Source organism: Kitasatospora sp. NPDC054795 (assembly GCF_053611565.1).
In genome coordinates this window covers 46,072-68,040 of record NZ_JBSHAP010000017.1, presented here as the reverse complement: position 1 = coordinate 68,040, position 21,969 = coordinate 46,072, and the positions used below count along the sequence as shown (strand labels likewise).

Below are 21,969 nucleotides of genomic sequence, written 5' to 3'. Positions count from 1 at the left end.
CGCCCGGCCGGGAGGCGGCACGCTCAGTGGTCGAGCGGGCGGGGCCGTCCCGGCCAGGCGGGCCGGCCCGGCTCCCCGGGCCGCCGCGGCTGGACGTAGTCGACCAGCTGCATCATGCCGAGGTCCTCGTGCTGGAGCTGGTGGCAGTGCAGGACGGTGCGGCCGGTGAAGTCCTCGTACTTGACCAGCAGGGTGACGGTGTCGCCCGGCTTGCCGCCGACCAGGTCGACGGTGTCCTGCCAGACCGGCGGGTCGAGCCGTCGGCCGTTGCGGTGGGTGACGAGGACGTGGTTGGTGTGCAGGTGGAAGGGGTGGTGGAAGGCCGGCATGGAGTCGTCGGTGTGCAGGGTCCAGCGTTCGACGGTGCCGAGTTCCAGGGTGTGGTTGACGAACTCGGGGTCGAACAGGCCGTAGGCGGGGTCGCGGGTGAGGTCGCCGCCGGGATCGGCCGCGGGGGTGGGGTGGCTGCCGAGGACGCGGTAGGCGTTGGGGAACGGCGGGTCGAAGACCCTCGCGTCGACGTGGAAGACCACCTCGCGGTCGCTGCCCGGGTCGGCGAGGTCCTTCTCGTCGAGGAAGGGTTTGCCCTGCGGCAGCACGGTCGGCAGTTCCATCGGCGGCCGGACGGCCTCGCCCGCCACCTCGATCGTCATCAGCGGTACGGGCACGCCCTTGGCCCGCAGTTCGTACGTCCCGGCCTCGCCGCCCCGGACCAGCACGTCGGCGCGGTTGCCCACGGCCAGGGACACCGTCTCGGCGGCGACCGGTGCGGGAAAGGTCACGCCGTCCATCGCGATCTGATGCAGCGTCAGTTTCCGCTCCCCGGAGGTGACCTGGAGCGAGAGGGTGGTGAAGGCGGTCGCCGCGACGAGGCGCCAGCGCTGGACCTCGCCGGGGCGCAGCGCGAGGGTGGGGTTGACCGCGCCGTTGACGGTGAAGGTGGGCGGGACGGCGGCCAGGGCGTCGCCGGAGGTGAACTCGGGGACCTTCCCGTCCTTGAGCCGGAGTTCGTTGACGCAGACGACCAGGTCGGCGGCGGCCTTGATCTGCGGCACCTCGTCGACGTCGCCCTCGACGATGATGACCCCGGCCATCCCTCCGGCGATCTGTTCGGCGGTGGCGCCGTGCGCGTGGGGGTGGTACCAGTAGGTCCCCGCCGGGTGGCCGGGCGGGATCTCGACGGTGGTCAGGTACCGCGGCTCGGGGGCGCCGGCCGCGGCCTCGTCGGCGCTGCGCGGCGGGAATTCGCGCAGGACGTTGTCGGCGTTCCCGGAGGGCGAGACGTGCAGGCCGTGGGTGTGCAGGTTGAAGCTGTTCGCGCGGTGCGGCCGGTTGTGCCCGCCGTGGTTCGGCGGGTTCGGCGGGTTCGGCGGGTTCGGCGGGTTCGGCGGCAGGCCGTTGACCTGGGTCAGCCAGAGCGTGTCCCCGGCGCGCACCCGCAGGGTGGGCCCCGGGATGGTGCCGTTGTAGGTGCGCGTGGTGACCGTCCCGTAGCCCGGGACGGCGGTGTCCGTGAACCGGACGTCGAGTGCCTGGTCGAGCACCCCCCTCGACCCGTCGGAGGCGGACCGGGAGCTGCGGACGGCCGGCTGCGGGAAGGGGGTCGCGGCCGTCGCGGCCGTCGCGGGCCCGACGAGGAGCCCGTCGGAGCCCGCCACGAGGATGGCGGCTGCGGGAATGGCCTTGAGTACCGATCGTCGACTGATTCCGACAATTTCTCTCATAGCCGGGCAATCTAGGTCGACTTTCGCGGGCCCCCGGTCAGGCACACCGCGCGCCTGCCGGGGGTTGGGCCTTCCGTACCACGCTACGAACGCTCCGGGTGGGTCAGGTTGGCCCCGTTGCGGGGGTCGAAGACGTGGATGCGTGACGTGTCCACCCACAGCTCCAGCGGGCCGCCCTCGGCGGCGCGGGTGGCCGGGCTCAGCCGGGCCACCACGCGGTGCTCCTGCATCCCGGTGTCGGCCCGGCCCGAGTCGGCGGCGAGTTCGGCGAGTTCGGCAAGTTCGGCAAGGCCGGCCAGTCCGGCCAGGCCCTCGGTCTCCGCCGGTCCGCCCGCCTCCGCGAAGTGGACGTAGACGTCCGAGCCGACCGACTCCCGGACCTCGACGGTCACGGTGACGGTGACCCCGCCGGTGTGCCCCTCGGCCAGGACGGCGTCCTCGAAGTCCTCGGGGCGGATGCCGACGATCAGTTCGCGCGGCGCGTCCGCGCGCTCCAGGGCGCGCCGGGTGCGGTCGTCCAGCGGCAGGTCGCCCAGCGAGGTGCGCAGGGCGCCCTGCTCCAGCGCGGCGCCGAGGAAGTTCATCCCGGGCGAGCCGATGAACCCGGCGACGAAGAGGTTCACCGGCTCGTCGTACAGCTGCTGCGGCGAGCCGACCTGCTGGACGATGCCGGAGCGCATCACCACCACCCGGTCGCCGAGCGTCATCGCCTCGACCTGGTCGTGGGTGACGTAGACGGTGGTGGTGCCCAGCCGGCGCTGGAGGGCGGCGATCTGGGTGCGCATCTGCACCCGGAGTTTGGCGTCCAGGTTGGACAGCGGCTCGTCCATCAGGAAGACCTTGGGGTCGCGGACGATCGCCCGGCCCATCGCGACCCGCTGGCGCTGCCCGCCGGAGAGGTTCGCGGGCTTGCGGTCGAGGTGCCGGGTCAGGTCCAGGATGCGGGCGGCCTCCTCGACCTTGGCGGCGATGGTCGGCTTGTCGACCTTGGCCAGGCGCAGCGCGAAGCCCATGTTGTCGCGCACGCTCATGTGCGGGTAGAGGGCGTAGCTCTGGAAGACCATCGCGATGTCCCGGTCCTTGGGCGCGCGGTCGTTGACCACCTCCCCGGCGATCCGCAGGGTGCCCTCGGTGATGTCCTCCAGCCCGGCGATCATGTTGAGCGTGGTGGACTTGCCGCAGCCGGAGGGGCCGACCAGGATCACGAACTCGCCGTCGGCGATGGTGAGGTCGACGTCGCGGACGGCGAGGGCGCCGTCCGGGTAGCGCTTGGTGATGCCGTCGAGGACGATCTCGGCCACGATCCGCCTTCCTGGTCCGCCGGGTGGGGCGGGCTCAACCTCGGGAACTCGATGCGGGAACTCGATGGAGGTCTCAGCCCTTGACCGCGCCGGCGGTGAGCCCGGCGACGATGCGGCGCTGGAACAGCAGCACGAAGACCACGATCGGGATCGTGATGATCACGGCGGCGGCCGCGATCGAGCCGGTCGGCTGCTCGAACTGGGAGCTCCCGGTGAAGAAGGCGATCGCCGCCGGAACCGTCCGGGCCGAGGTGGTGGAGGTCAGCGAGATCGCGAACAGGAAGTCGTTCCAGCAGAAGATGAAGACCAGGATGCCGGTGGTGAACACGCCGGGTGCCGCCAGCGGCGCGATGACCAGCCGGAACGCCTGCCACGGCGTGGCGCCGTCCACCTTGGCCGCCTTCTCCAGGTCCCAGGGGATCTCCCGGAAGAACGCCGAGAGCGTGTAGATCGCCAGCGGCAGCGAGAAGGTCATGTACGGGATGATCAGCCCGGCCCAGGTGTCGAACAGCCCGAGCGCCCGCTCGATGTCGAACAGCGGCGACACCAGCGAGATCGGCGGGAACATCGCGATCAGCAGCGACACCCCGATGAGCAGCCGCTTGCCGGGGAAGCGCAGCCGGGCCACCGCGTACGCGGCCATGGTGCCGAGCACGACGGCGATGGTGGTGGCGATCACCGCGATGCCGATCGAGTTGATCAGGGCGCGGGTGAACTCGGAGGTCTGGAAGATGCCGCGGTAGTTGGCCAGGGTCCACTGGCGGGGCACGAAGGCGCCGTCGGAGAGGGTGCTCGGCTCCTTGAAGGAGAGCGCCACGATCCACCACACCGGGAAGAGCGCGTAGAGCACGACCACCAGGTTGGCGATGCCCCAGCCGGTCAGGGTCCGGGTGTGCCGGCCGCTCATCGGTGCTCCGGTTCCGCGCCGGGCGCGGCCGCGCCGAACAGTTTGACGAAGACCAGCGCGATGAGGGCCACGCAGACGAAGATCAGCACCGAGATCGCCGAGCCGATGCCCAGGTTGAGCGCGGTGAAGAGGTTGTCGTAGCCGAGGATCGACACCGAGCCGGTGCCGTTGGAACCGCCGGTCAGCACGTAGATGTTGTCGAAGATCCGGAAGGCGTCCAGGGTGCGGAAGAGCAGGGCGACCAGGATCGCCGGCTTCATCAGCGGCAGGATCACCAGTCGCAGCCGCTGCCCGAAGCTCGCGCCGTCGACCATCGCCGCCCGGACCGTCTCGTCCGGGACGAGGGCCAGGCCGGCGAGCAGCAGCAGCGCCATGAACGGGGTGGTCTTCCACACCTCCGCGAGGATGATCAGACCCACGGCCGGCCACTGCTCCGTCAGCGGGGCGCTGCCCTCCGGCAGCAGGGCGGCCAGGTAGCCGGTGCCCGGGGTCCAGGCGTACTGCCAGGAGTAGGCCGCCACCACGGTGACGATCCCGTACGGCACCAGCACCGCGGTGCGCACCGTGCCGCGCCCGAAGAGCGTCCGGTGCATCACCAGCGCGAGCGCCAGGCCGAGCACCAGCTCGACCGCCACCGACACCACGGTGATCAGCACCGTGACGCCGAGCGCCTGCCACCAGAACGGCGAGGTCAGTACCGCGCCGTAGTTGGCGAGCCCGATCCAGTGCGCCTGCTCGGGGAAGCGCAGGTCGTAGCGCTGCAGGGACAGGTAGACGGCGTAGCCGATCGGGTAGGCGGTGACGCCGAGCATCACGATCACCGCGGGGGCGCACAGCAGCAGGCCCAGCCGGCGTTCCTGGCGGGCCCCGCGCGAGGACCCGGCCGGTTGCGGTGCGGCCGCGGTCTCGGTGGACGGTGTCACGGGATCAGCCCCTTCGAGCCGAGGGCGTCCTGGATCTGCCCGCGGAGGTCGGCCACGTCCTTCTCCGGGTGGATGCCGGCGGGCGGGGAGAGGGTGTGCGAGATGGCGATGGAGACGTTCTGGTAGGCCGGGGTCTGCGGGCGCACGCTGGCGGAGTCGAGGGCGGCCAGCACGTCGGCGGCGAACGGGTAGCTGGCGGTGAGCTCGGCCGTCTCGTACAGGCTGCGCAGCGAGGGCGGCAGGCCGCCCTTCAGCGCGTTGGTGAGCTGGTTGTCCCGGTCGCGCAGGCAGAGGGTGGCCTCGGCGGCGAGGTCGGGGTGGCGGCTGTACGCGCCCACCGCGAGGTCGATCCCGCCGATCGTCACGCTGGCGGGGCGGTCGGCGCTCACCGCGGGGTACGGGGCCCAGCGGAAGTGCGGGAACAGATCCGGCCGGTTGGCCTTCATCGAGGGGTAGACGAAGGGGTAGTTGAGTTCGAAGGCGGCCGTCCCGGACTCCATCGCGAGCCGGTTCTGGTCCTCCATCTGGTTCGGCAGCGAGGGGTCGGCGGCCACCGACGTCGCCAGGTCGTGCATCACCCCGGCGGCCGTGACGGCGGGCGCCCCGAGCGAGGGCGCCTGCGCGTCGGGGGTGAGGATCGTGCCGCCCGCGCTGGTGACCAGCGTGTTGAACCAGACCGTCAGCCCCTCGTACTGGGCGCCCTGGATCTCCACGAAGTGCGGCTTGCCCTCGGCGGCCAGCTGCTGCGCCCGGGAGAGCATCTCCGCCCAGGTTCCGGGCGGGGTCGGCACCAGGTCGTCGCGGTACCAGAGCAGCTGGGTGTTGGAGTTGTACGGCACGGCGTACAGCCGGTCCCGCCAGGTCGCGGTCCGCACGGCCGCGTCGAGGGTGTCGGCGGTGGCCCGCGCGCGCATCTCCCCGGTCCACTCGCGGATCCAGCCCGCCTCGGCGAACTCGGCGGGCCAGGTGACGTCCAGGCCCAGGACGTCCACCTCGGTGTCGTGCGCCGCCATCCGGCGCACCAGCTGCTGGCGCTGGCCGTCGGCGCCGCGGGGCAGCTTGTTGTAGCGGATCGTGTAGCGGCCGCCGGACTGCTGCCCACAGCGGTCGGCGGCCTGCTGGAGGGCGCCCGAGTCGTCCGGGAAGTTGTACCAGTTCAGGGTGACCGGGCCGCCGCTCCCACCGCCCCCGCAGCCCACCAGGGCGGAGGCGAGCACGGCCAGTCCGGCGGCGGCGCTCGCCCACCGCGAGCGGAACGTGGGGACCCTCGGCATCGTTCTCCCGCGCTGGGACGGACCGGTCCGGCCGACCCTAACCGGGCTCCCCCGACCCGGCCCGGCCTCCCGGGCCGCCGGGCCGGGCGACCAGCCGGACGGCGGAACCGCGCCGCGGGCTCCCGGGAGGCGCCGGTCCGGGTCGGCACGGATACTGGCCGCACCGAAACCTCCGGAGGCTGGGACCGCACCGGAACCGAGGAGCACGCCGTGACCGGACCCGTCGTCGTCGGATTCGACGGCTCACCCGAGAGCCTGGCCGCCGCCGCCTGGGCCGCCCGCGAGGCGCAGCGCCGCGGCCTGCGCCTGGACGTCCTCCAGGCGTGGCCCCGACCGAAGCAGATCGCCCCCGGGAGCAGACCCGGCGACCACCCCGCGCTGGCACAACTGGCGGAGCGGGAGAGCGAGTTGCGCACGCTCGCACCGGAGGTGGAGGTCGCCGCCACCTCCGTGGCCGCCGATCCCGTCGAGGCGCTGGAGGCAGCCGCGCACGGGGCCGCCCTGCTGGTGCTCGGCTCACGCGGGCTGGGCACCCTGCGCGGCTTCCTGGTCGGCTCGGTGAGCCAGGAGGTACTGCGCCGGGCGGACTGCCCGGTGGTGCTGGTCCGGGCCGGCGGGGACGAACCGGACGGCACGGTGACGGTCGGCCTGGACCTGGCGCACCCGGCGGACGAGGTGCTGTCCTTCGCCTTCGAGGCCGCCGCCCTGCGCTCGGCGCCGCTGCGCGTCCTCCACGTCTGGTCCCCGCCGGCCGGCAGCGAGTACATGTCCTACGGGGCGATCGGCGGCTTGGAGGGCGAGGTCTCCGCCGTCGAGCGCAGCGGGCTCGACGGGGCCCTGGACCCCTGGCGGGCCCGGCACCCCGAGGTGACGGTGACCACCGACCTGATCCGCGGCAAGCCCGCCGTCGACCTGGTGGACGCCGCCGCGACGGCCCGGCTGCTGGTCGTCGGCCGCCGCGTCCGGCGGATGCCGCTGCGCCACCACCACCTCGGCCCGGTGGCGCACGCCGCGATCCACCACGTGCACTGCCCGGTCGCGGTCGTCCCGTACGGCTGACCGGGAGCCGGCCCGGGCGCGCTACAGTCCGGTGCCATGAGTGAGTCCGTACGCCCGCCCTTCGGGAACTTCGCCTCCGCGGTGGCCGCGCTGGAGGCCGGCGCGGAGCTCGCCGCGCCCGTCGCCGACGCGCTGAAGAACTGGGACGACCAGGAGGCCGCCGTCTCGGTGCTCTACGTGGACAGCGATCCGCAGAAGGCGGACACCGCCGTGTTCTGCGCGGCCTACGACACCCCGCCGGAGCTCTCGGCGAACTGTGTGGTGGTGGCCGCCAAGCGCGCCGGGGAGGTGACCCTGGCCGCGTGCCTGGCCCTGGCCACCACCCGGGTGGACGTGAACAAGGCAGTGCGCACCCACCTGGGGGCGCGCAAGGCGTCCTTCGCGCCGATGGACACCGCGGTCGAGCTGACCGGCATGGAGTACGGCGGAATCACCCCCGTCGGCCTGCCCGGCGACTGGCCGCTGCTGATCGACGAGGCGGTGGCCGCGGCCCCGTGGGTGCTGGTCGGCAGCGGGCGGCGGCGGGGCAAGCTCATCCTGCCCGGGTGGGCGCTGACGAAGCTGCCGGGCGCCCGGGTGCTGCCGGGTCTGGCCGGCAGCACCGGCTGACCGACCCGGCGACACCAGGGCCCGAGCCCGGGGTCAGCGGGCCCGGGGTCAGCGGGCCCGGGGGGCGAGACCGACCGGGCAGACCACCGGGGTGCCGTGCACCGGGTCGGTGAGGATCACGCTCTCCACCCCGTACAGCTCGCGCACCAGCTCCGGGGTGACGATGTCGCGCGGCGCGCCCTGGGCGGCCACCTCGCCGTCGCGCATGGCCACCATGTGGTCGGCGTAGCGGCAGGCGGTGCTGAGGTCGTGCAGGACCAGGACGACGGTGCGGCCGCGCCCGGTCGTCAGGCCGCGCACCATCTCCAGCACCTCCAGGGCGTGGCCCATGTCCAGCGCCGAGGTGGGTTCGTCGAGCATCAGGATGTCGGTGTCCTGGGCGACGGCCATGGCGATCCAGGCGCGCTGGCGCTGGCCGCCGGAGAGGGTGTCCAGCGGGCGGTCGGCCAGCTCGTGCAGGTCGGCGGCGGTGAGCGCGTGCTCGACCGCCTCGGCGTCGGCGGCGGACCACTGCCGCAGCAGGCCCTGGTGCGGCTGGCGGCCGTAGCGGACCAGGTCACGGACGGTCAGCCCGTCCGGGGCGGTGGCGGACTGCGGCAGCAGGCCGATGATCCGGGCGATCGCGCGGGTGGACAGCGAGGTCAGCGGCTTGCCGTCGAGCAGCACGGCGCCGGAGCGCGGGGCGATGGTCCGGGCGAGGCCGCCGAGCAGGGTGGACTTGCCGCAGCCGTTCGGGCCGACGATGACGGTGACCTGCTGCCGCGGCAGTTCGAGGTCGAGCTCGCGGACCACGATGGTGCGGTCGTGGCCGAGGCTGAGCGCGCTGGTCGCCAGCCGGGGCGCTCCGGCGGCGGTCCCGGCGGGCGCGGTGGTCGCGGCGGGCGCGGTGCGGGCGGTCATGCGGTCCTCCGGGGACGGGTGGTGAGCAGCAGCCAGAGCAGGTACGGGCCGCCCACGACGGCGGTGACCAGGCCGGCCGGGACCTCGATCGGCGACAGGACGGTGCGGCCGAGCAGGTCGGCGAGCAGGGTGAAGGCGGCTCCGGCGGCGGCCGAGGTGAGCACCGGAACGCAGCGCGGTCCGGCGATCCGGCGGGCGGCCTCGGGCGCGGCGAGCGCGATCATGCCGAGCGGTCCGGCGACGGCCACCGCCAGGCCCGCGCAGACCACGGCGACCATCAGGACGCCGACCCGCAGGCCGCGCACCCGGACGCCCAGCCCGGTGGCGACGGCGTCGGAGAAGCGCAGCAGCGACAGCCGGCGGCCGAGCAGCACGGCGGCGGGCAGGCAGACCAGCAGGCCGAGCAGGAGCAGCCCGACGGCGTCGGCGTCCCGGCTGTTGAGGGTGCCGACCGTCCAGGCGTACGCGGAGTTGGCGGCGTCGATGGCGGCGCGGGAGAGCATCAGGTTGGTCACCGCGCCGAAGACCGCGCCGATGCCGAGGCCGACGACCAGGAAGCGGTAGCCGTTGCGGCCGGCCCCGCCACCGAGGGCGAAGGCGAGCGAGGCGGCGGTGGCGGCGCCCACCAGGGCGGCGGCAGAGGGCAGCAGTTGGGTGGCGACGCCGGTGACGGAGGCGACGGCAAAGGCGGTGGCGCCCTCGTTGAAGCCGACGGTGTCCGGGGTGGCCAGCCGGTTCTGGGCGAGGGTCTGCATCAGGCAGCCCGCGACGCCGAGGGCGGCGCCGACGGCCAGTGCGGCCTCGGCGCGGGGCAGCCGCAGTTTCTCCACCAGCAGCACGTCGCGTGCGGTGCCGTCGCCGAAGGCGGCGCGCAGGGCGGTCACCGGGTCGAGGTTCGTCTCACCGACGGCCAGGCAGACGGCGGTCACCGCGACCAGGACGAGCAGCAGGGCGGCGCCGCCGAGCAGCGGCCGGACCGGGACGAGCACCGAGCGGCCGCCGAGGGCGAGCAGCCGGGTGCCGGGCGGGGTCGGCAGCCGGGTCGCGGCCGGGGGCGTGTCGGGGCTCGCGGCGTTCTTCGCGGCGGCGGCTTTCGCGGTCTTCACGGTGGAGGTCACAGCGCGGGCATTCTGTGCGAGCGGACGACGGCGACCAGGACGGGGGCGCCGCACAGGGCAGTCATCACGCCGAGCGGCATCTCGTACGGGCGGGCCACCAGCCGGGAGGCCACGTCGGCGAGCAGCACGACGGCGGGCCCCAGCAGGGCGGAGACCACGAGCAGCCGGCGCAGGTCCGGACCGACCAGGGCCCGGGCGGCGAAGGGCACCACCAGGCCGACGAAGGAGACCGGTCCGGCGATCGCGGTGGCGGCGCCGACCAGCAGGGCGACGGCGGTCACCGCGAGGGCGCGGGCCCGGCGGGGCTTGTGGCCGAGGCCGGTGGCGACGTCGTCGCCGAGGCTGAGCGCGGTCAGCGCCGGGCCGGAGAGCAGGGCCAGGACCAGACCGAGCAGCAGCACCGGCAGCACGGCCAGCAGTTGGTCGGTGCCGCGGCCGGCGACCGAGCCGATGGTCCAGAACCGGATCTCGTCGGCGGCCCGGGCGTCGGACAGCAGCAGGACGGAGGAGCCGGCGTTCATCAGTCCGCTCAGCGCCGCGCCGGCGAGCACCAGGCGGACGGGGTCGTCGCCGGCGCCGCGCAGCCGGGCCGCGCCGAGCGCCAGCAGGCAGCCGGCGGCGGCGCCCAGCACGGCGACGTACGGGCCGACGCTCGCGGCGCTGGCGCCGAGCACGATCGCGATCACGACGGCGAAGGAGGCGCCGGTGCTGACGCCGAGCAGGCCGGGCTCGGCCAGCGGGTTGCGGGCGGCGGCCTGCAGCACGGTGCCGGCCACGCCGAGCGCGAGCCCGACCGCGAGGGCCACCGCGGTCCGCGGGACGCGCAGGTGGAAGACGGTGAACCGGGAGTCGGAGTCGCCGTCACCGAGCAGGGTGACGAACGCCCGTGACGGCCCCACGTCTCCCGCGCCGAGCAGCAGGCTCGCCAGCACGGCGAGCAGCAGTATCGCGCCGGCGGGCAGCAGTCCGCGCAGCAGGAGTGATCGGAATGTCACACCGGGCCTCCCCGTCAGGGCCTTACGTATGGTTAGGCTAACCTCAGAAAAACGGTTCGTCCGTAAACTACCATTCCTCGGAGAACACCCATGCTTGGCACCCGCTTTACCAAGACCCTGCTCGGAACGGCCGTCGCCGGCGCCCTCGCCCTGGGCCTGACCGCGTGCGGCTCCTCGGGTTCCGGCAGCTCCGCGGGTGGCTCCGACTCCTCCTCCACCGCCGCGAAGGGCGGCAAGCGCAGCATCGATACAGCCTTCGGCGCCGTGGAGGTCCCGGCCGAGGCCAAGAAGGTCGTCGCCCTCAACGACACCTCGCTGGACACCGCCCTCTCGCTCGGCGTCACCCCGGTGGGCACCAGCGCCAGCCGCGGCGGCACCACCGCCCCCGCCTACCTGAAGGCCGACGCCGTCCCGCTGGTCGCCACGGTCAAGGAGCCCAACATCGAGGCCATCCTCAAGGCCGGCCCCGACCTCATCCTGGCCTCCTCGGGCATCGAGAAGTCCCAGTACGAGAAGCTCTCCGCGGTGGCCCCGACCATCGTCCCCAAGGCCGGCGACTGGCGCTCGGTGCTCGCCGTCTACGGCGACGCCCTCGGCCACAAGGACGACCTGACCGCCAAGCTGGACGCGCTGGACAAGCGCGCCGCCAAGGCCGGCGAGGGCAGGACCGGCAGCGCCGTCGTGATGCGCTGGATGCCCAACGGGCCGATCGTGATGAACACCACCAACATGCCCGGCGACCTGCTGAAGAAGGCCGGCGCCGGCACCATGCCGATCGCCGACGGCCTGGGCGCCCAGCCCCACTCGGACCCGCTGTCCCTGGAGAACCTCAACAAGGCCGACGCCGACCGGGTGTTCGTCGCCACCCTGAACGCCGAGGGCGAGAAGGCCCTGGAGACCGCCCGCAGGCAGGAGGCGTTCACCCGCCTCAAGGCCGTCGGCACCAACCAGCTCATGGGCGTCGACGGCCAGGTGTGGAGCAGCAGCTCCGGCCCGATCGCGGCGGAGAAGGTCGTCGAGGACATCGAGAAGGCCTTCGGCGCGAAGTAGTCGCCCCGGCCGGGGAATTACCCCCCCCCGAGCATTCCGAAGGGCCGTCGTCGCAGCGAATGCGGTGACGGCCCTTCCGGCCGTTCCCACCGGCGGCGCGGGCGAGCGGCAACGCGTTGTGAACGGCGGACCCCCGGGCAGTTGCCCGGGGGCCCGCCGTCATGCCTCCAGGACCAGCCGCAGGAGTTCGCGCAGCGACCCGCGCTGCTCGGCGTCGAGCCGGGCCAGCGGATCGCCGGCGAAGGGCATGCGGGCGCGCAGATCCGCGGCGACCTCGCGGCCGGCGGCGGTGGCGGCGACGTGCTTGACGCGACGGTCGGCGGGGTCGACGCTGCGCTCGACCAGGCCGCGGGACTCCAGGCGGTCGACGATCACCGTCACATTGGACGGCTCCGCATGCAGCCGCTCGGCGATCCGGCGCGTCGGGACCGGAACCTCGGCGGCGAGCAGCGCCTTGGCCTGCAGCGCGGTCAGGTCGTGGGCCGCCGCGGCCGCCTCGGACTCCCGGCCGTAGCGGCGGTTGACGGCCGCGAAGAGTCCGACGATCTCCTGGGTGAGGTCATCCGATGGGTGGGACATGACCACCAGACTATCCAGGTGCTTGACAAAGTGAAATGTCAGCCCACATAGTTATGGATCATATTGGTTATGATCCATAAGCACTGGGAGTACAGCGAGATGAGCGACCGGACCGTCCTGATCACCGGCACCTCCTCCGGCATCGGCCTGGCCACCGCCGTCGCCGCCGCCCGCGCCGGCTGGCACGTCATCGCCACCATGCGCAACACCGCCAAGGCCGGCCCGCTGCTGGCGGCCGCCGAGGAAGCCGGGGTCACCGTCGACCTCCGGACGCTCGACGTCACCGACCCCGCGTCGGCCGAAGCCTGCCTGGCCGGCGTCGACCGGCTGGACGCGCTGGTCAACAACGCCGGCGCCGGCCACATCGGCACCCTGGAGCAGGAGAGCGTCGACGACGTCCGCGCCGTCATGGAGGTCAACTTCTTCGGGGTGCTGCACGTCACGAAGGCCGCCCTGCCCCTGCTGCGGGCGAGCAAGGGCCGCGTGCTGACCGTGACCAGCGTCGGCGGCGTGGTCGGCCAGCCCTTCAACGAGGCCTACTGCGCCGCCAAGTTCGCGGTCGAGGGCTACATGGAGTCCCTCGCCCCGGTCGCGGCCACCGCCGGTGTGTCCGTCAGCGTCGTCGAGCCGGGCGCGGTGGCCAGCGAGTTCGTCGGCAACGTGGGCCTGACGGACGACGCGACCGAACAGGCCGGGCCGTACGCCCCGGCCCTGGCCGCCTACCTGGACCGCACCCGCGGCGCCTTCGCCAACGCCCAGGCGGCCGAGGACGTGGCCGCCGGGATCCTCGACCTGCTCGCCGCGGAACGCCCCGCTTTCCGGATGCTCACCTCCGACGCCGCCCGGGCCTTCGCCGGGGTCAAGCTCAAGGACCTCGACGGCTCGGCCGTCCAGGGCCTCACCTCAGGCTGGGTCGCCTAGGCGATCACCGGGGCAGGAGGCCCGCGAGCGGCATGATGGCCGGGACCGGGGTGGGCGCGGCAAGGCCGCCGCGCCCACCCCGGCCGCCGTCAGCCGGCGAGCTCCCCGCGCAGCAGGCGGGCGGCGGCGACCAGGCTCTCCAGGGAGGCCCGGGTCTCCGGCCAGCCGCGGGTCTTCAGCCCGCAGTCCGGGTTGACCCACAGCCGCTCCGCCGGGACCGCCGCCAGGCCCGCGCGCAACAACGAGACGGCTTCGTCCGCGCTGGGGACGCGCGGGGAGTGGATGTCCCAGACGCCGGGGCCGACCTCGCGCGGATAGCCCGCCCCGGCCAGCTCGCCGGCCACCTCCATGTGGGAGCGGGTGGCCTCCAGGGAGATGACGTCGGCGTCGAGGTCGTCGATCGCGGTCATGATGGCGCCGAACTCGGCGTAGCACATGTGGGTGTGGATCTGGGTGTCGGCGCGGACGCCTGAGGTGGCGAGGCGGAAGGCCTCGGTGGCCCAGTCCAGGTACGCCGGGCGGCCGGCGGCCCGCAGGGGGAGGGTCTCGCGCAGGGCCGGCTCGTCGACCTGGACGACGGCGGCGCCGGCCGCCTCCAGGTCGACGACCTCGTCGCGCAGGGCGAGGGCCACCTGCCGGGCGGTGTCGGCGAGCGGCTGGTCGTCGCGGACGAAGGACCAGGCGAGCATGGTGACCGGGCCGGTCAGCATGCCCTTGACCGGGCGGTCGGTCAGGCCCTGCGCGTAGCCGAACCAGTCGGTGGTCATCGGGTGCGGACGGGAGATGTCCCCGGCCAGCACCGGCGGGCGCACGTACCGGGTGCCGTAGGACTGCACCCAGCCGTGCCGGGTGGCGAGGTAGCCGGTGAGCTGCTCGGCGAAGTACTGGACCATGTCGTTGCGCTCGGGCTCGCCGTGCACCAGGACGTCCAGCCCGGCCTTCTCCTGGTAGGCGACGACCTCGCGGACCTCCGCCTCCATCCGCTCCCGGTAGGCCGGGGCGTCGATCCGACCCGCCGTCAGATCGGCGCGGGCGGTGCGCAGTTCGGTGGTCTGCGGGAAGGAGCCGATGGTGGTGGTCGGCAGCAGCGGCAGCCCGAGCCGGGCGCGCTGGGCCTCGGCCCGCACCGGGTAGGGCTGGGCGCGCCGGGTGTCGTCGGCGGTGACGGCGGCGGCGCGGGCGCGCACCGCCGGGTCGCGGGTGATCGGGGAGTTGGCGCGGGAGGCGAGGTCGGCGCGGTTGGCGGCGAGCTCGGCGGTGATCGCGCCGGTGCCCTCGCGCAGGCCCCGGGCGAGCAGCGCCGCCTCGCCGGCCTTCTGCCGGGCGAACGCCAGCCAGCGGGCGATCTGCGGGTCGATGTCGCGCTCCGCGGCGGCGTCGATCGGCACGTGCAGCAGCGAGCAGGACGGCGCCACGTCGACGGTGCCGGCGAGGCCCAGCAGGGTCGCCAGGGTCGCCAGCGACTTCTCCAGGTCGTTGATCCAGATGTTGCGCCCGTCGATCACCCCCGCCACCAGCCGCTTGCCGGGCAGGCCGCCGACGGCGGCGAGGTCCTCCAGGTTGGCGGCGGCCGGGCCGGTGAAGTCCAGCGCCAGGCCCTCGACCGGGGCCTTGGTCAGCACCGGCAGCGCCTCGCCGAGCCGGTCGAAGTAGCTCGCGACCAGCAGCTTGGGCCGCTCGGTGAGACCGCCCAGCTCGCGGTAGGCGCGCGCGGCCGCGTTGAGCTCGGCCGGGGTGCGGTCCTGCACCAGCGCGGGCTCGTCCAGCTGGACCCACTCGGCACCGGCGGCCCTCAGGTCGGCGAGCAGCCGGGCGTAGACGGGCAGCAGCCGGTCCAGCAGGGTGATCGGTCGGAAGTCCGCGGCCACCCCGGGCGCCGGCTTGGCGAGCAGCAGGTAGCTGACCGGGCCGACCAGCACCGGCCGGGCGGCGTGGCCGAGCAGCAGCGCCTCGCGCAGCTCGCCGACCGCCTTGGCCGGGTTCGCGGCGAACACCGTGTCCGGGCCCAACTCCGGCACCAGGTAGTGGTAGTTGGTGTCGAACCACTTGGTCATCTCCAACGGAGCGACGTCCTGGTTGCCGCGCGCCATCGCGAAGTACCCGTCCAGCGGGTCGGCGTCGACCGCCTCCCGGTGCCGCGGCGGGATCGCACCGACCGCCACGGTGGTGTCCAGCACGTGGTCGTAGAGCGAGAAGTCTCCGGTCGGGACCTCTTCGATGCCGGAGTCGGCGAGCTGCTGCCAGTTCCCCCGACGCAGGTCGGCGGCGGTCGCCAGCAGCGCCCCCGCGGTGACCGTGCCCTTCCAGTACCCCTCGATCGCCTTCTTCAATTCACGGCCCCGGCCCTGACGGGGGTAGCCGTGGGCGGTGGCGACGCTCGCCGCGGCTGCGGACTTCGTGGTCAAGGGACTCTCCTTCGCGAGTCTGGATCCTCAAGTGCCCGGTGACGGCACGAGGACGCGAAGGGATGACGGACCGGACGGACGACCGCACCCGTGCGCGGCTCCGCCCGATATGGTCGCCGACCCGCCCACGAGGTCACCGGATGGCCGGGCGCGAACGCTCGCGCACGGGCAGTGGCAGGTCTTCGGACTCGCGGGCACACCCACCTCGGCCGAAACCGGGGCGGACACCTACTGGCCGTCGCTTCCCAGACCCGTCCCGGGTCCAGTGCGTATGACGGCGGTCGTTCCCACTCACCGCTGCGGGGCAGTCCCGGACTGGCCAGTTGAAAGGCGTCACCGGGTTCCCTCTTACGACGCGCCTGCCTGGCGGACAGGGCGAACCAGCTGCACCGCCAGCTTAGGGGCAAACCGTCGGCGCCGAGGCGGAAATCTCGCAAGGCGTCCGCGTGCTGAGACGCGGGCTCCGCGCCCGCTCCCGGGCGGCGCACCCGGGAGCGGGCGGCAGAATGTCTCCCATGCGGCACATCTTCGTCATCGGCATCGGCGCGGGCGACCCCGACCACCTCACCCTGCAGGCGGTCAAGACGATCGGTCGCACCGACGTCTTCTTCATCCTCGACAAGAGCGAGGAACGGCAGGATCTGATCGGGCTGCGTCGCCGGATGCTGGCCGACCACGGACGGCCCGGGCACCGCGTGGTCGAGGCGCCGGACGCCGAACGGGACCGCACCACCCCCGCGTACGCGGCCGCCGTGGACGACTGGCGCGTCCGCCGCGCCGATCTGGTCGAACGGCTGGTCGCCGAGCACCTCGGCCCGGGCGAGAACGGCACCTTCCTGGTCTGGGGCGACCCCGCCCTCTACGACAGCGTCATCGCCGTGGTGGACGACGTGTCGAACCGGGGCGGCGTGCCCTTCGCGTACGAGGTGATCCCGGGCATCAGCAGCGTCTCCGCGCTCGCCGCCCGGCACCGCACCACGCTGACCCGGGTCGGCCGACCGGTGCAGATCACCACCGGCCGCCGCCTCGCCGAGGGGTTCCCCGAGGGGGTGGACGACGTGGTGGTGATGCTCGACGGCCGGGCCGCCTTCGCCGGGATCGACCCCGAGGGGCTGGAGATCCACTACGGCGCCTACCTCGGCACCCCCGACGAGGTGCTCGTCTCCGGTCCGCTCGCCGAGGCCGCCCCGCGCATCCGCGAGCTGCGTGAGCGGGCCCGGGAGCGCAAGGGCTGGATCATGGACACCTACCTGCTGCGACGCTCGGACGGCTGACCCGACGCCTGACGGAGGCCTGACGGGCCGCAGTGCACCACCGTGCGCGCCGAACCCGTACCGGCTTCCCTGACACCGCGGACCTGCCGTCGACCATGCAGTCGGGCTTCCTGCCAAGTCCGGGGCACCGGCCCGCCGCGTCGGGCGGCAGCCTCAGTCCAGGAGCTTCGCCACCACCCGGTCGAGCGCGCGGAGGTCCTCCGGCGGCAGCGCGAGCAGCGCGTCCGGCGGCGTGGCGAGGATCCCGGTGGCGAGCGCGGCCTTCGCCTCGCCCTCCTCGGTGAGGTGGACCAGCTTGGAGCGCCGGTCCGCCGGGTTGGTGATGCGCTCGGCGAGCCCGCGCCGCACCAGGTCGTCCACGATGACGCTGGTGTACGGCGGGTCGGCGGTCAGCCGCTCGGCCAGCTCCCGCAGGGTGATCGGGCCGGCGGCGAGCCGGCGCAGCGCCCTGACCCGGCTGAAGCTCATGCCGAGGGCTTCGGCGACGGTCCTGCGGCGGTCGTGGCGCTCCAGCACGAGCGCGTACATCCCCTGCCAGACCCGGGCCGCCGTCGCGGCGTCCGTCCCGCTCCCCTCCGGGTGCCCACCGGTGTCGAGGCGCTCCATCAGGCGTCCACCGTCTCCTTCGTCTCCGTGCTTCCCTCGGCCGCCTCCTCGGCGGCGAGCCGCCGCGCCGTGCGCTCGGCCGTCGCCCGGGCCCAGCGGCCGGAAGTGAGCGTACCGGTGACCAGCACGGCGGCGCCGCAGCCGGCGATGATCCACCATGCCGTCCGGGCCGCCCCGGTGAAGGCCGCCGGGTCGGCGAGGGCGCTGCCGGCCATCAGGGCGCCGGTGACCGCGACGCCCAGGGACTGGCCGACCTGTCGGCTGGTGGAGGCCACCGCCGCCGCCACCCCGGCCTGCGAGCGGGGCATCCCGGAGACGGCGGTGTTGGTGATGGGCGCGTTGACCAGGCCGAAGCCGGTACCGAAGAGCAGGAAGGCGAGGACCAGCAGCCAGCTCGGCAGGTGCTCGGAGTAGCCGACCGCCTGGAGCACGGCGCTCGCGGTCAGCGCCGCCCCGGCCAGCAGCAGCGGCGTGCGCGGCCCCCGGGCGGCCACCATCCGGCCGGACAGCGGCGCGGTGAGCAGCGACATGACCGCCATCGGCAGCATGAGGAGTCCGGCGTGCAGCGGGTCGAGCCCGCGGACGTCCTGGAGGTACAGGGAGGTGAGGAAGAGGAAGCCGCCGAGGCCGGCGAAGGCGGCGACCGCGATGACGGTGGCGCCGGAGAAGGGCGCGGAGCGGAAGAACCGCAGGTCGATCAGCGGGTCGGTGCGCCGGGGTTCGTACCGCAGCAGGCCCAGCAGCGCGCCCAGGGAGGCCGCCGTGCAGCCGAGCACCACGGGCGAGGTCCAGCCGCGCTCCGGCGACTCGATGATCGCGTAGGTGAGGGCGGCGAGCACCACGACGACCAGCAGCTGGCCGACCGGGTCCACCCGGCGGGTGCGGGCCGCCCGCGACTCCGGCACGTAGCGGGTGGTGAGGAAGAGGGCGGCCAGGCCGATCGGGACGTTGATCCAGAAGATCGCCCGCCAGCCGGCCGACTCCACCAGTGCCCCGCCGATGATCGGCCCGGCGGCCATGCTGATGCCCACCACGCCGCTCCAGACGCCGATCGCCCGGGCGCGCTGCCGGGAGTCGGTGAAGGTGTTGCTGATGATCGACATGGCGACGGGGTTGAGCATCGATCCGCCGACCGCCTGGAGCATCCGCGCGGCGATCAGCCAGCCGAGCCCGGGGGCCAGGCTGCACAGCAGGGAGGCCGCGGTGAACACCACCAGTCCGATCCGGAACACCCGGCGGCGGCCGATCCGGTCGGCGGTCGAGCCGGAGAGCATCAACAGGCTCGCCAGCACCAGGGTGTAGGCGTCGACCGTCCATTGCAGGCCGGACACCGTGGTGTCCAGGTCGCGCCGGACGGCGGGCAGGGCCACGTTCAGGATGGTGTTGTCGAGGCTGACGATCAGCAGGCTCATGCAGCAGATGGCGAGCACGAGCCAGGGCCGCGGTCGAGCGGCATCGGGCATGACGAACGCTCCAGATTTATTTGTGTTGTTGTAATCATTGTAATACTACAACTAATCCGGGAGGCGACTCCACCCCCGGACCGGCCCTGGACAGCGCAACGGCCGCGCCCCGCCGATCTCCTCGACGGGGCGCGGCCGTTGGGGGCCCGCGGATCAGGCCTTCTTGACCACGCCGGACTTGAGCTGCATGGCACCGAAGCCCTCGATGCGGCAGTCGATGTCGTGCCCGTCGACACCGTCCACCAGGCGGATGTTGCGGACCTTGGTGCCGGCCTTGATACCGGAGACGCTGCCCTTGACCTTCAGCGCCTTGACCACCGTCACGGTGTCGCCGTCGCTCAGCACGTTGCCGACGGCGTCCTTGATCACGCGCTCGCCGGCCGGCGCGCCGGCCTGGTCGGCGCCGCCGGGCACCCACTCGTGGGCGCACTCGGGGCAGACCATGAGGGCGTTCATCTCATACGTGTACTCACTGGAGCACTGCGGGCAGGGGGGAAGGTTGTCGCTCATGTGTTCAGGATATCCAGCCGTTCGGCGCTGCTCCGGGGCACGAGCGAGGAGGTCAGCGGGGGTACCGGAACCGGTCGGCCGCCGCTTCCGGTGCGCACGGGGTCGTGGCCGGCGGCCGCACCCGCCCGGCCTTCCCAACCCGCCTCCGCCGCCGGGCCGTCACTCCCCGCCCAGCGGCGCGGGCAGCGGACGGCAGTGCAGGATGTCCAGCCGCGAGACCGCCCGCGTCACCACCACGTACAGCCGGTGCAGGCCGCGCGCCTCGGCCTCCACGATGGCGGCCGGCTCCAGCACCACCACGTGGTCGTACTCCAGCCCCTTCACCAGCGAGGCCGGCAGCACCGTCACCCGCGCCGTGGTGCCGACCTGTTCGGCCGCCCCGGTCGGGATCCCCGCCGCGAGCAGCGCCTCGGCGGCCTCCGCCACCGCGCTGTCCGCCGCGATCACCGCGATCGAGCCTTCGCGCTCCAGCGCGGCCCGCACCGCCGCGACCACCGCTCCGCCCAGGCCGTCCCCGGCGACCCGCCGCACCGTCAGCTCCCCGTCCCGCCGCAGCGACACGGCCGGCGGCACGTCCACGTCCAGCGCGCCCAGCAGGGTGTTGGCGAGGGCCGTCACGGCGGCCGGGACCCGGAAGCCGGTGGTCAGCGGCACCACCGCGGCCTGCGGCTTGCCCAGGTGGGCGAGCTGCTCGGGCCAGCTGCGGGCGGCCCACGGGGCGGTCGCCTGGGCGAGGTCGCCGAGGACGGTCAGGGAGCCGAAGGCGCTGCGGCGGGCGATCGCCCGGCACTGCATCGGGGAGAGGTCCTGGGCCTCGTCCACCACGACGTGGCCGAAGCCGGCCGGGCGCTCGATCAGGCCGGCCACCTCGTCCAGCAGCACCAGGTCGTGCTCGGACCACTTGGCGCTCTTCTCCGAGCGCGGCGGCCGGCGCCACAGGATCGCCGCCTGCTCCTCGGGGCCGAGCACCCCCTCGGCGGCCTCGGCCAGCAGGGCGGGGTCGCTCAGCAGCGCGGCGACCACGGCCTCCGGGCGCAGGTTCGGCCAGGCGGCCTCCAGGAAGGCGGCCACCGGCCCGCAGCGGCCGATCTTCCGCGACCAGGCGCCGGACCGGACACCGGTCCGCCGCTCGGCCTGGTCCTGGAGCATCGCCACCAGCCGGGTGCGCAGGCTCTCCCGGCCGATCGCGTACGGCGGCGCCTGCTCGCGCAGTTCGGCGACCGTCCGTTCCAGCCGCTCCGGGGGCACCCGCCACCGGTAGGAGCCGTCCGGTACGACCAGCGGCTCCGGGCCCGTCGCCCGGATGCGGCCGTACAGCGCCCGGCGCAGCACCGTCGCCATCCGCGCGTCCTGCTTGACCGCGGCGGCCCGCTCGTCGTCCACGGCGGCGACCGGCCGGGTGGCGACCAGGTCCTCGACGGTGCGCTGGGTGACGTCGATCTCGCCGAGCGCGGGGAGCACCTCGGCGATGTAGCGCAGGAAGGTCCGGTTGGGACCGATGACCAGCAGCCCGCCGCGCTGGATCCGCTGCGGGAAGCTGTACAGCAGGTACGCGGCGCGGTGCAGCCCGACCGCGGTCTTGCCGCTGCCGGGCGCGCCCTGCACGCAGACCGACTCGCTCAGCTCGCCCCGCACCAGCATGTCCTGTTCGGGCTGGATGGTGGCGACGATGTCCCGCATCGGGCCGGTGCGGGGCCGCTCGATCTCGGCGGCCAGAATGCCGCCGGCACCGCCCTCGCCACCCTCACCGCCCTCACCACCGTCCGCCGCGACGCCGGCCGCCGGGCCGTGCCCGCCCTCCGCGCCGAGGGGTTCGTCCTCCAGCCCGGTCAGCTCCTCCGGCGCGCCCAGACTCCACGGCGCCCAGCCGAACCGGCGGCGCCGCGCGAGCCCGAGCGGGGTGTGGGTGCTCGCCCGGTAGAACGCCCGGGAGACCGGGGCCCGCCAGTCGACCACCAGCGGCGGCACCGTCGGGTCCTCGGAGATCCGCCGGCGGCCCACGTAGTAGCGCTGCCGCCGGTGCTCCCCGGCCTCCGCGGTGTCGGCGAAGTCGAGGCGGCCGAAGAAGGACGGGCTCTCCGGCAGCTCGTTCATCCGCTTGGCGCGGGTGCGCAGGTACCGGCCGAGCGCTTCCGCGCTCGCACCGTCGCCGGAGACGTCCTCCGCGGCGACGACCTGGTGGCCCGCGTCCTCGACCTGCCGGGCCGTCGCGACCCGGCAGACCTCCACGTAGGCCCGCTCCCGTTCCAGTTCGCCGTCCAGGTTCCGGATTTCCGAGGTCATCGTTCGCGCCCCTTCCCGCACAACGGGCTTGTCTGCCGCTCGAAGTCCAGCATAACTTAACTCAGTAA

19 protein-coding genes and 1 riboswitch are annotated in these 21,969 nt (G+C 73.9%); of the genes, 5 read left to right on the top strand and 14 right to left on the bottom strand.

Annotation, left to right across the window (positions count from 1 at the left end; genetic code table 11):
* Positions 1-23 precede the first annotated feature (23 nt).
* From ACWGJO_RS08900 to ACWGJO_RS08880, 5 genes are all read right to left on the bottom strand, one after another.
* Complete coding sequence (locus tag ACWGJO_RS08900; protein ID WP_452182830.1) at positions 24-1,724, bottom strand: multicopper oxidase family protein; 1,701 nt, start codon at positions 1,722-1,724, stop codon at positions 24-26.
* 83 nt (positions 1,725-1,807) lie between these two features.
* A complete protein-coding gene (locus ACWGJO_RS08895; protein ID WP_452182829.1) occupies positions 1,808-3,025 on the bottom strand; it encodes an ABC transporter ATP-binding protein in 1,218 nt (405 codons plus the stop codon).
* Between the two features lie 73 nt (positions 3,026-3,098).
* Complete coding sequence (locus tag ACWGJO_RS08890; RefSeq protein WP_359898312.1) at positions 3,099-3,932, bottom strand: carbohydrate ABC transporter permease; 834 nt, start codon at positions 3,930-3,932, stop codon at positions 3,099-3,101.
* Entirely contained in the window at positions 3,929-4,855 is a 927-nt protein-coding gene (locus tag ACWGJO_RS08885; protein ID WP_452182828.1) for a carbohydrate ABC transporter permease, read from the bottom strand. Before ACWGJO_RS08885 ends, ACWGJO_RS08890 begins: the two co-directional genes overlap by 4 nt.
* Positions 4,852-6,129 (bottom strand): ABC transporter substrate-binding protein, encoded by a 1,278-nt coding sequence (locus ACWGJO_RS08880; protein WP_452182827.1) that lies wholly within the window; start codon positions 6,127-6,129, stop codon positions 4,852-4,854. The genes ACWGJO_RS08885 and ACWGJO_RS08880 overlap by 4 nt, the downstream gene beginning before the upstream one ends.
* A 210-nt stretch (positions 6,130-6,339) precedes the next feature.
* Here ACWGJO_RS08880 and ACWGJO_RS08875 point away from each other — a divergent pair, with 210 nt between their 5' ends.
* A complete protein-coding gene (locus ACWGJO_RS08875) occupies positions 6,340-7,188 on the top strand; it encodes a universal stress protein (RefSeq protein ID WP_452182826.1) in 849 nt (282 codons plus the stop codon).
* A 36-nt stretch (positions 7,189-7,224) separates the two neighbouring features.
* Positions 7,225-7,797: a YbaK/EbsC family protein gene (locus tag ACWGJO_RS08870; protein WP_452182825.1), complete on the top strand. Its 573-nt coding sequence runs from the start codon at positions 7,225-7,227 to the stop codon at positions 7,795-7,797.
* A gap of 48 nt (positions 7,798-7,845) precedes the next feature.
* Here ACWGJO_RS08870 and ACWGJO_RS08865 read toward each other — a convergent pair whose 3' ends face one another.
* The 3 genes from ACWGJO_RS08865 to ACWGJO_RS08855 are packed head-to-tail and all read right to left on the bottom strand — an operon-like array spanning position 7,846 to position 10,810.
* Positions 7,846-8,697, bottom strand: a complete 852-nt coding sequence (locus ACWGJO_RS08865; RefSeq protein ID WP_452182824.1) for an ABC transporter ATP-binding protein — start codon at positions 8,695-8,697, stop codon at positions 7,846-7,848.
* Positions 8,694-9,815, bottom strand: a complete 1,122-nt coding sequence (locus tag ACWGJO_RS08860) for a FecCD family ABC transporter permease (protein WP_452182823.1) — start codon at positions 9,813-9,815, stop codon at positions 8,694-8,696. The genes ACWGJO_RS08865 and ACWGJO_RS08860 overlap by 4 nt, the downstream gene beginning before the upstream one ends.
* Positions 9,812-10,810, bottom strand: a complete 999-nt coding sequence (locus tag ACWGJO_RS08855) for a FecCD family ABC transporter permease (RefSeq protein WP_452182822.1) — start codon at positions 10,808-10,810, stop codon at positions 9,812-9,814. Before ACWGJO_RS08855 ends, ACWGJO_RS08860 begins: the two co-directional genes overlap by 4 nt.
* A gap of 90 nt (positions 10,811-10,900) precedes the next feature.
* On the opposite strand from ACWGJO_RS08855, the gene ACWGJO_RS08850 reads away from it, so the two are divergent.
* The gene (locus ACWGJO_RS08850; protein ID WP_452182821.1) at positions 10,901-11,860 is read left to right on the top strand and encodes an ABC transporter substrate-binding protein; all 960 of its coding nucleotides are present in this window, start codon (positions 10,901-10,903) and stop codon (positions 11,858-11,860) included.
* Positions 11,861-12,019: 159 nt separating this feature from the next.
* Here the strand turns inward: ACWGJO_RS08850 and ACWGJO_RS08845 are convergent, their stop codons facing one another.
* Positions 12,020-12,439, bottom strand: a complete 420-nt coding sequence (locus ACWGJO_RS08845) for a MarR family winged helix-turn-helix transcriptional regulator (RefSeq protein ID WP_387728529.1) — start codon at positions 12,437-12,439, stop codon at positions 12,020-12,022.
* A 69-nt stretch (positions 12,440-12,508) separates the two neighbouring features.
* On the opposite strand from ACWGJO_RS08845, the gene ACWGJO_RS08840 reads away from it, so the two are divergent.
* Entirely contained in the window at positions 12,509-13,360 is an 852-nt protein-coding gene (locus tag ACWGJO_RS08840) for an SDR family oxidoreductase (protein WP_452182820.1), read from the top strand.
* Positions 13,361-13,449: 89 nt separating this feature from the next.
* Here ACWGJO_RS08840 and metE read toward each other — a convergent pair whose 3' ends face one another.
* On the bottom strand, positions 13,450-15,765 hold the full coding sequence (gene metE, locus ACWGJO_RS08835; RefSeq protein ID WP_452182819.1) for a 5-methyltetrahydropteroyltriglutamate--homocysteine S-methyltransferase: 2,316 nt from the start codon (positions 15,763-15,765) through the stop codon (positions 13,450-13,452).
* A 156-nt stretch (positions 15,766-15,921) separates the two neighbouring features.
* Positions 15,922-16,166: riboswitch (cobalamin riboswitch) on the bottom strand.
* Between the two features lie 114 nt (positions 16,167-16,280).
* Between metE and cobF the strand changes: the two genes are divergently transcribed.
* Positions 16,281-17,039 (top strand): precorrin-6A synthase (deacetylating), encoded by a 759-nt coding sequence (gene cobF, locus ACWGJO_RS08830; RefSeq protein WP_452182818.1) that lies wholly within the window; start codon positions 16,281-16,283, stop codon positions 17,037-17,039.
* A 153-nt stretch (positions 17,040-17,192) separates the two neighbouring features.
* Here the strand turns inward: cobF and ACWGJO_RS08825 are convergent, their stop codons facing one another.
* From ACWGJO_RS08825 to ACWGJO_RS08810, 4 genes are all read right to left on the bottom strand, one after another.
* On the bottom strand, positions 17,193-17,645 hold the full coding sequence (locus ACWGJO_RS08825) for a MarR family winged helix-turn-helix transcriptional regulator (RefSeq protein ID WP_359898326.1): 453 nt from the start codon (positions 17,643-17,645) through the stop codon (positions 17,193-17,195).
* Positions 17,645-19,108 carry an MFS transporter gene (locus ACWGJO_RS08820; RefSeq protein ID WP_452182817.1) on the bottom strand — a complete coding sequence of 488 codons (1,464 nt, stop codon included), beginning with the start codon at positions 19,106-19,108 and terminating at the stop codon, positions 17,645-17,647. Before ACWGJO_RS08820 ends, ACWGJO_RS08825 begins: the two co-directional genes overlap by 1 nt.
* Before the next feature lie 153 nt (positions 19,109-19,261).
* Positions 19,262-19,618 (bottom strand): zinc ribbon domain-containing protein YjdM, encoded by a 357-nt coding sequence (locus ACWGJO_RS08815; RefSeq protein WP_387686568.1) that lies wholly within the window; start codon positions 19,616-19,618, stop codon positions 19,262-19,264.
* Between the two features lie 159 nt (positions 19,619-19,777).
* Positions 19,778-21,901 (bottom strand): HelD family protein, encoded by a 2,124-nt coding sequence (locus tag ACWGJO_RS08810; RefSeq protein ID WP_452182816.1) that lies wholly within the window; start codon positions 21,899-21,901, stop codon positions 19,778-19,780.
* Positions 21,902-21,969: the final 68 nt, after the last annotated feature.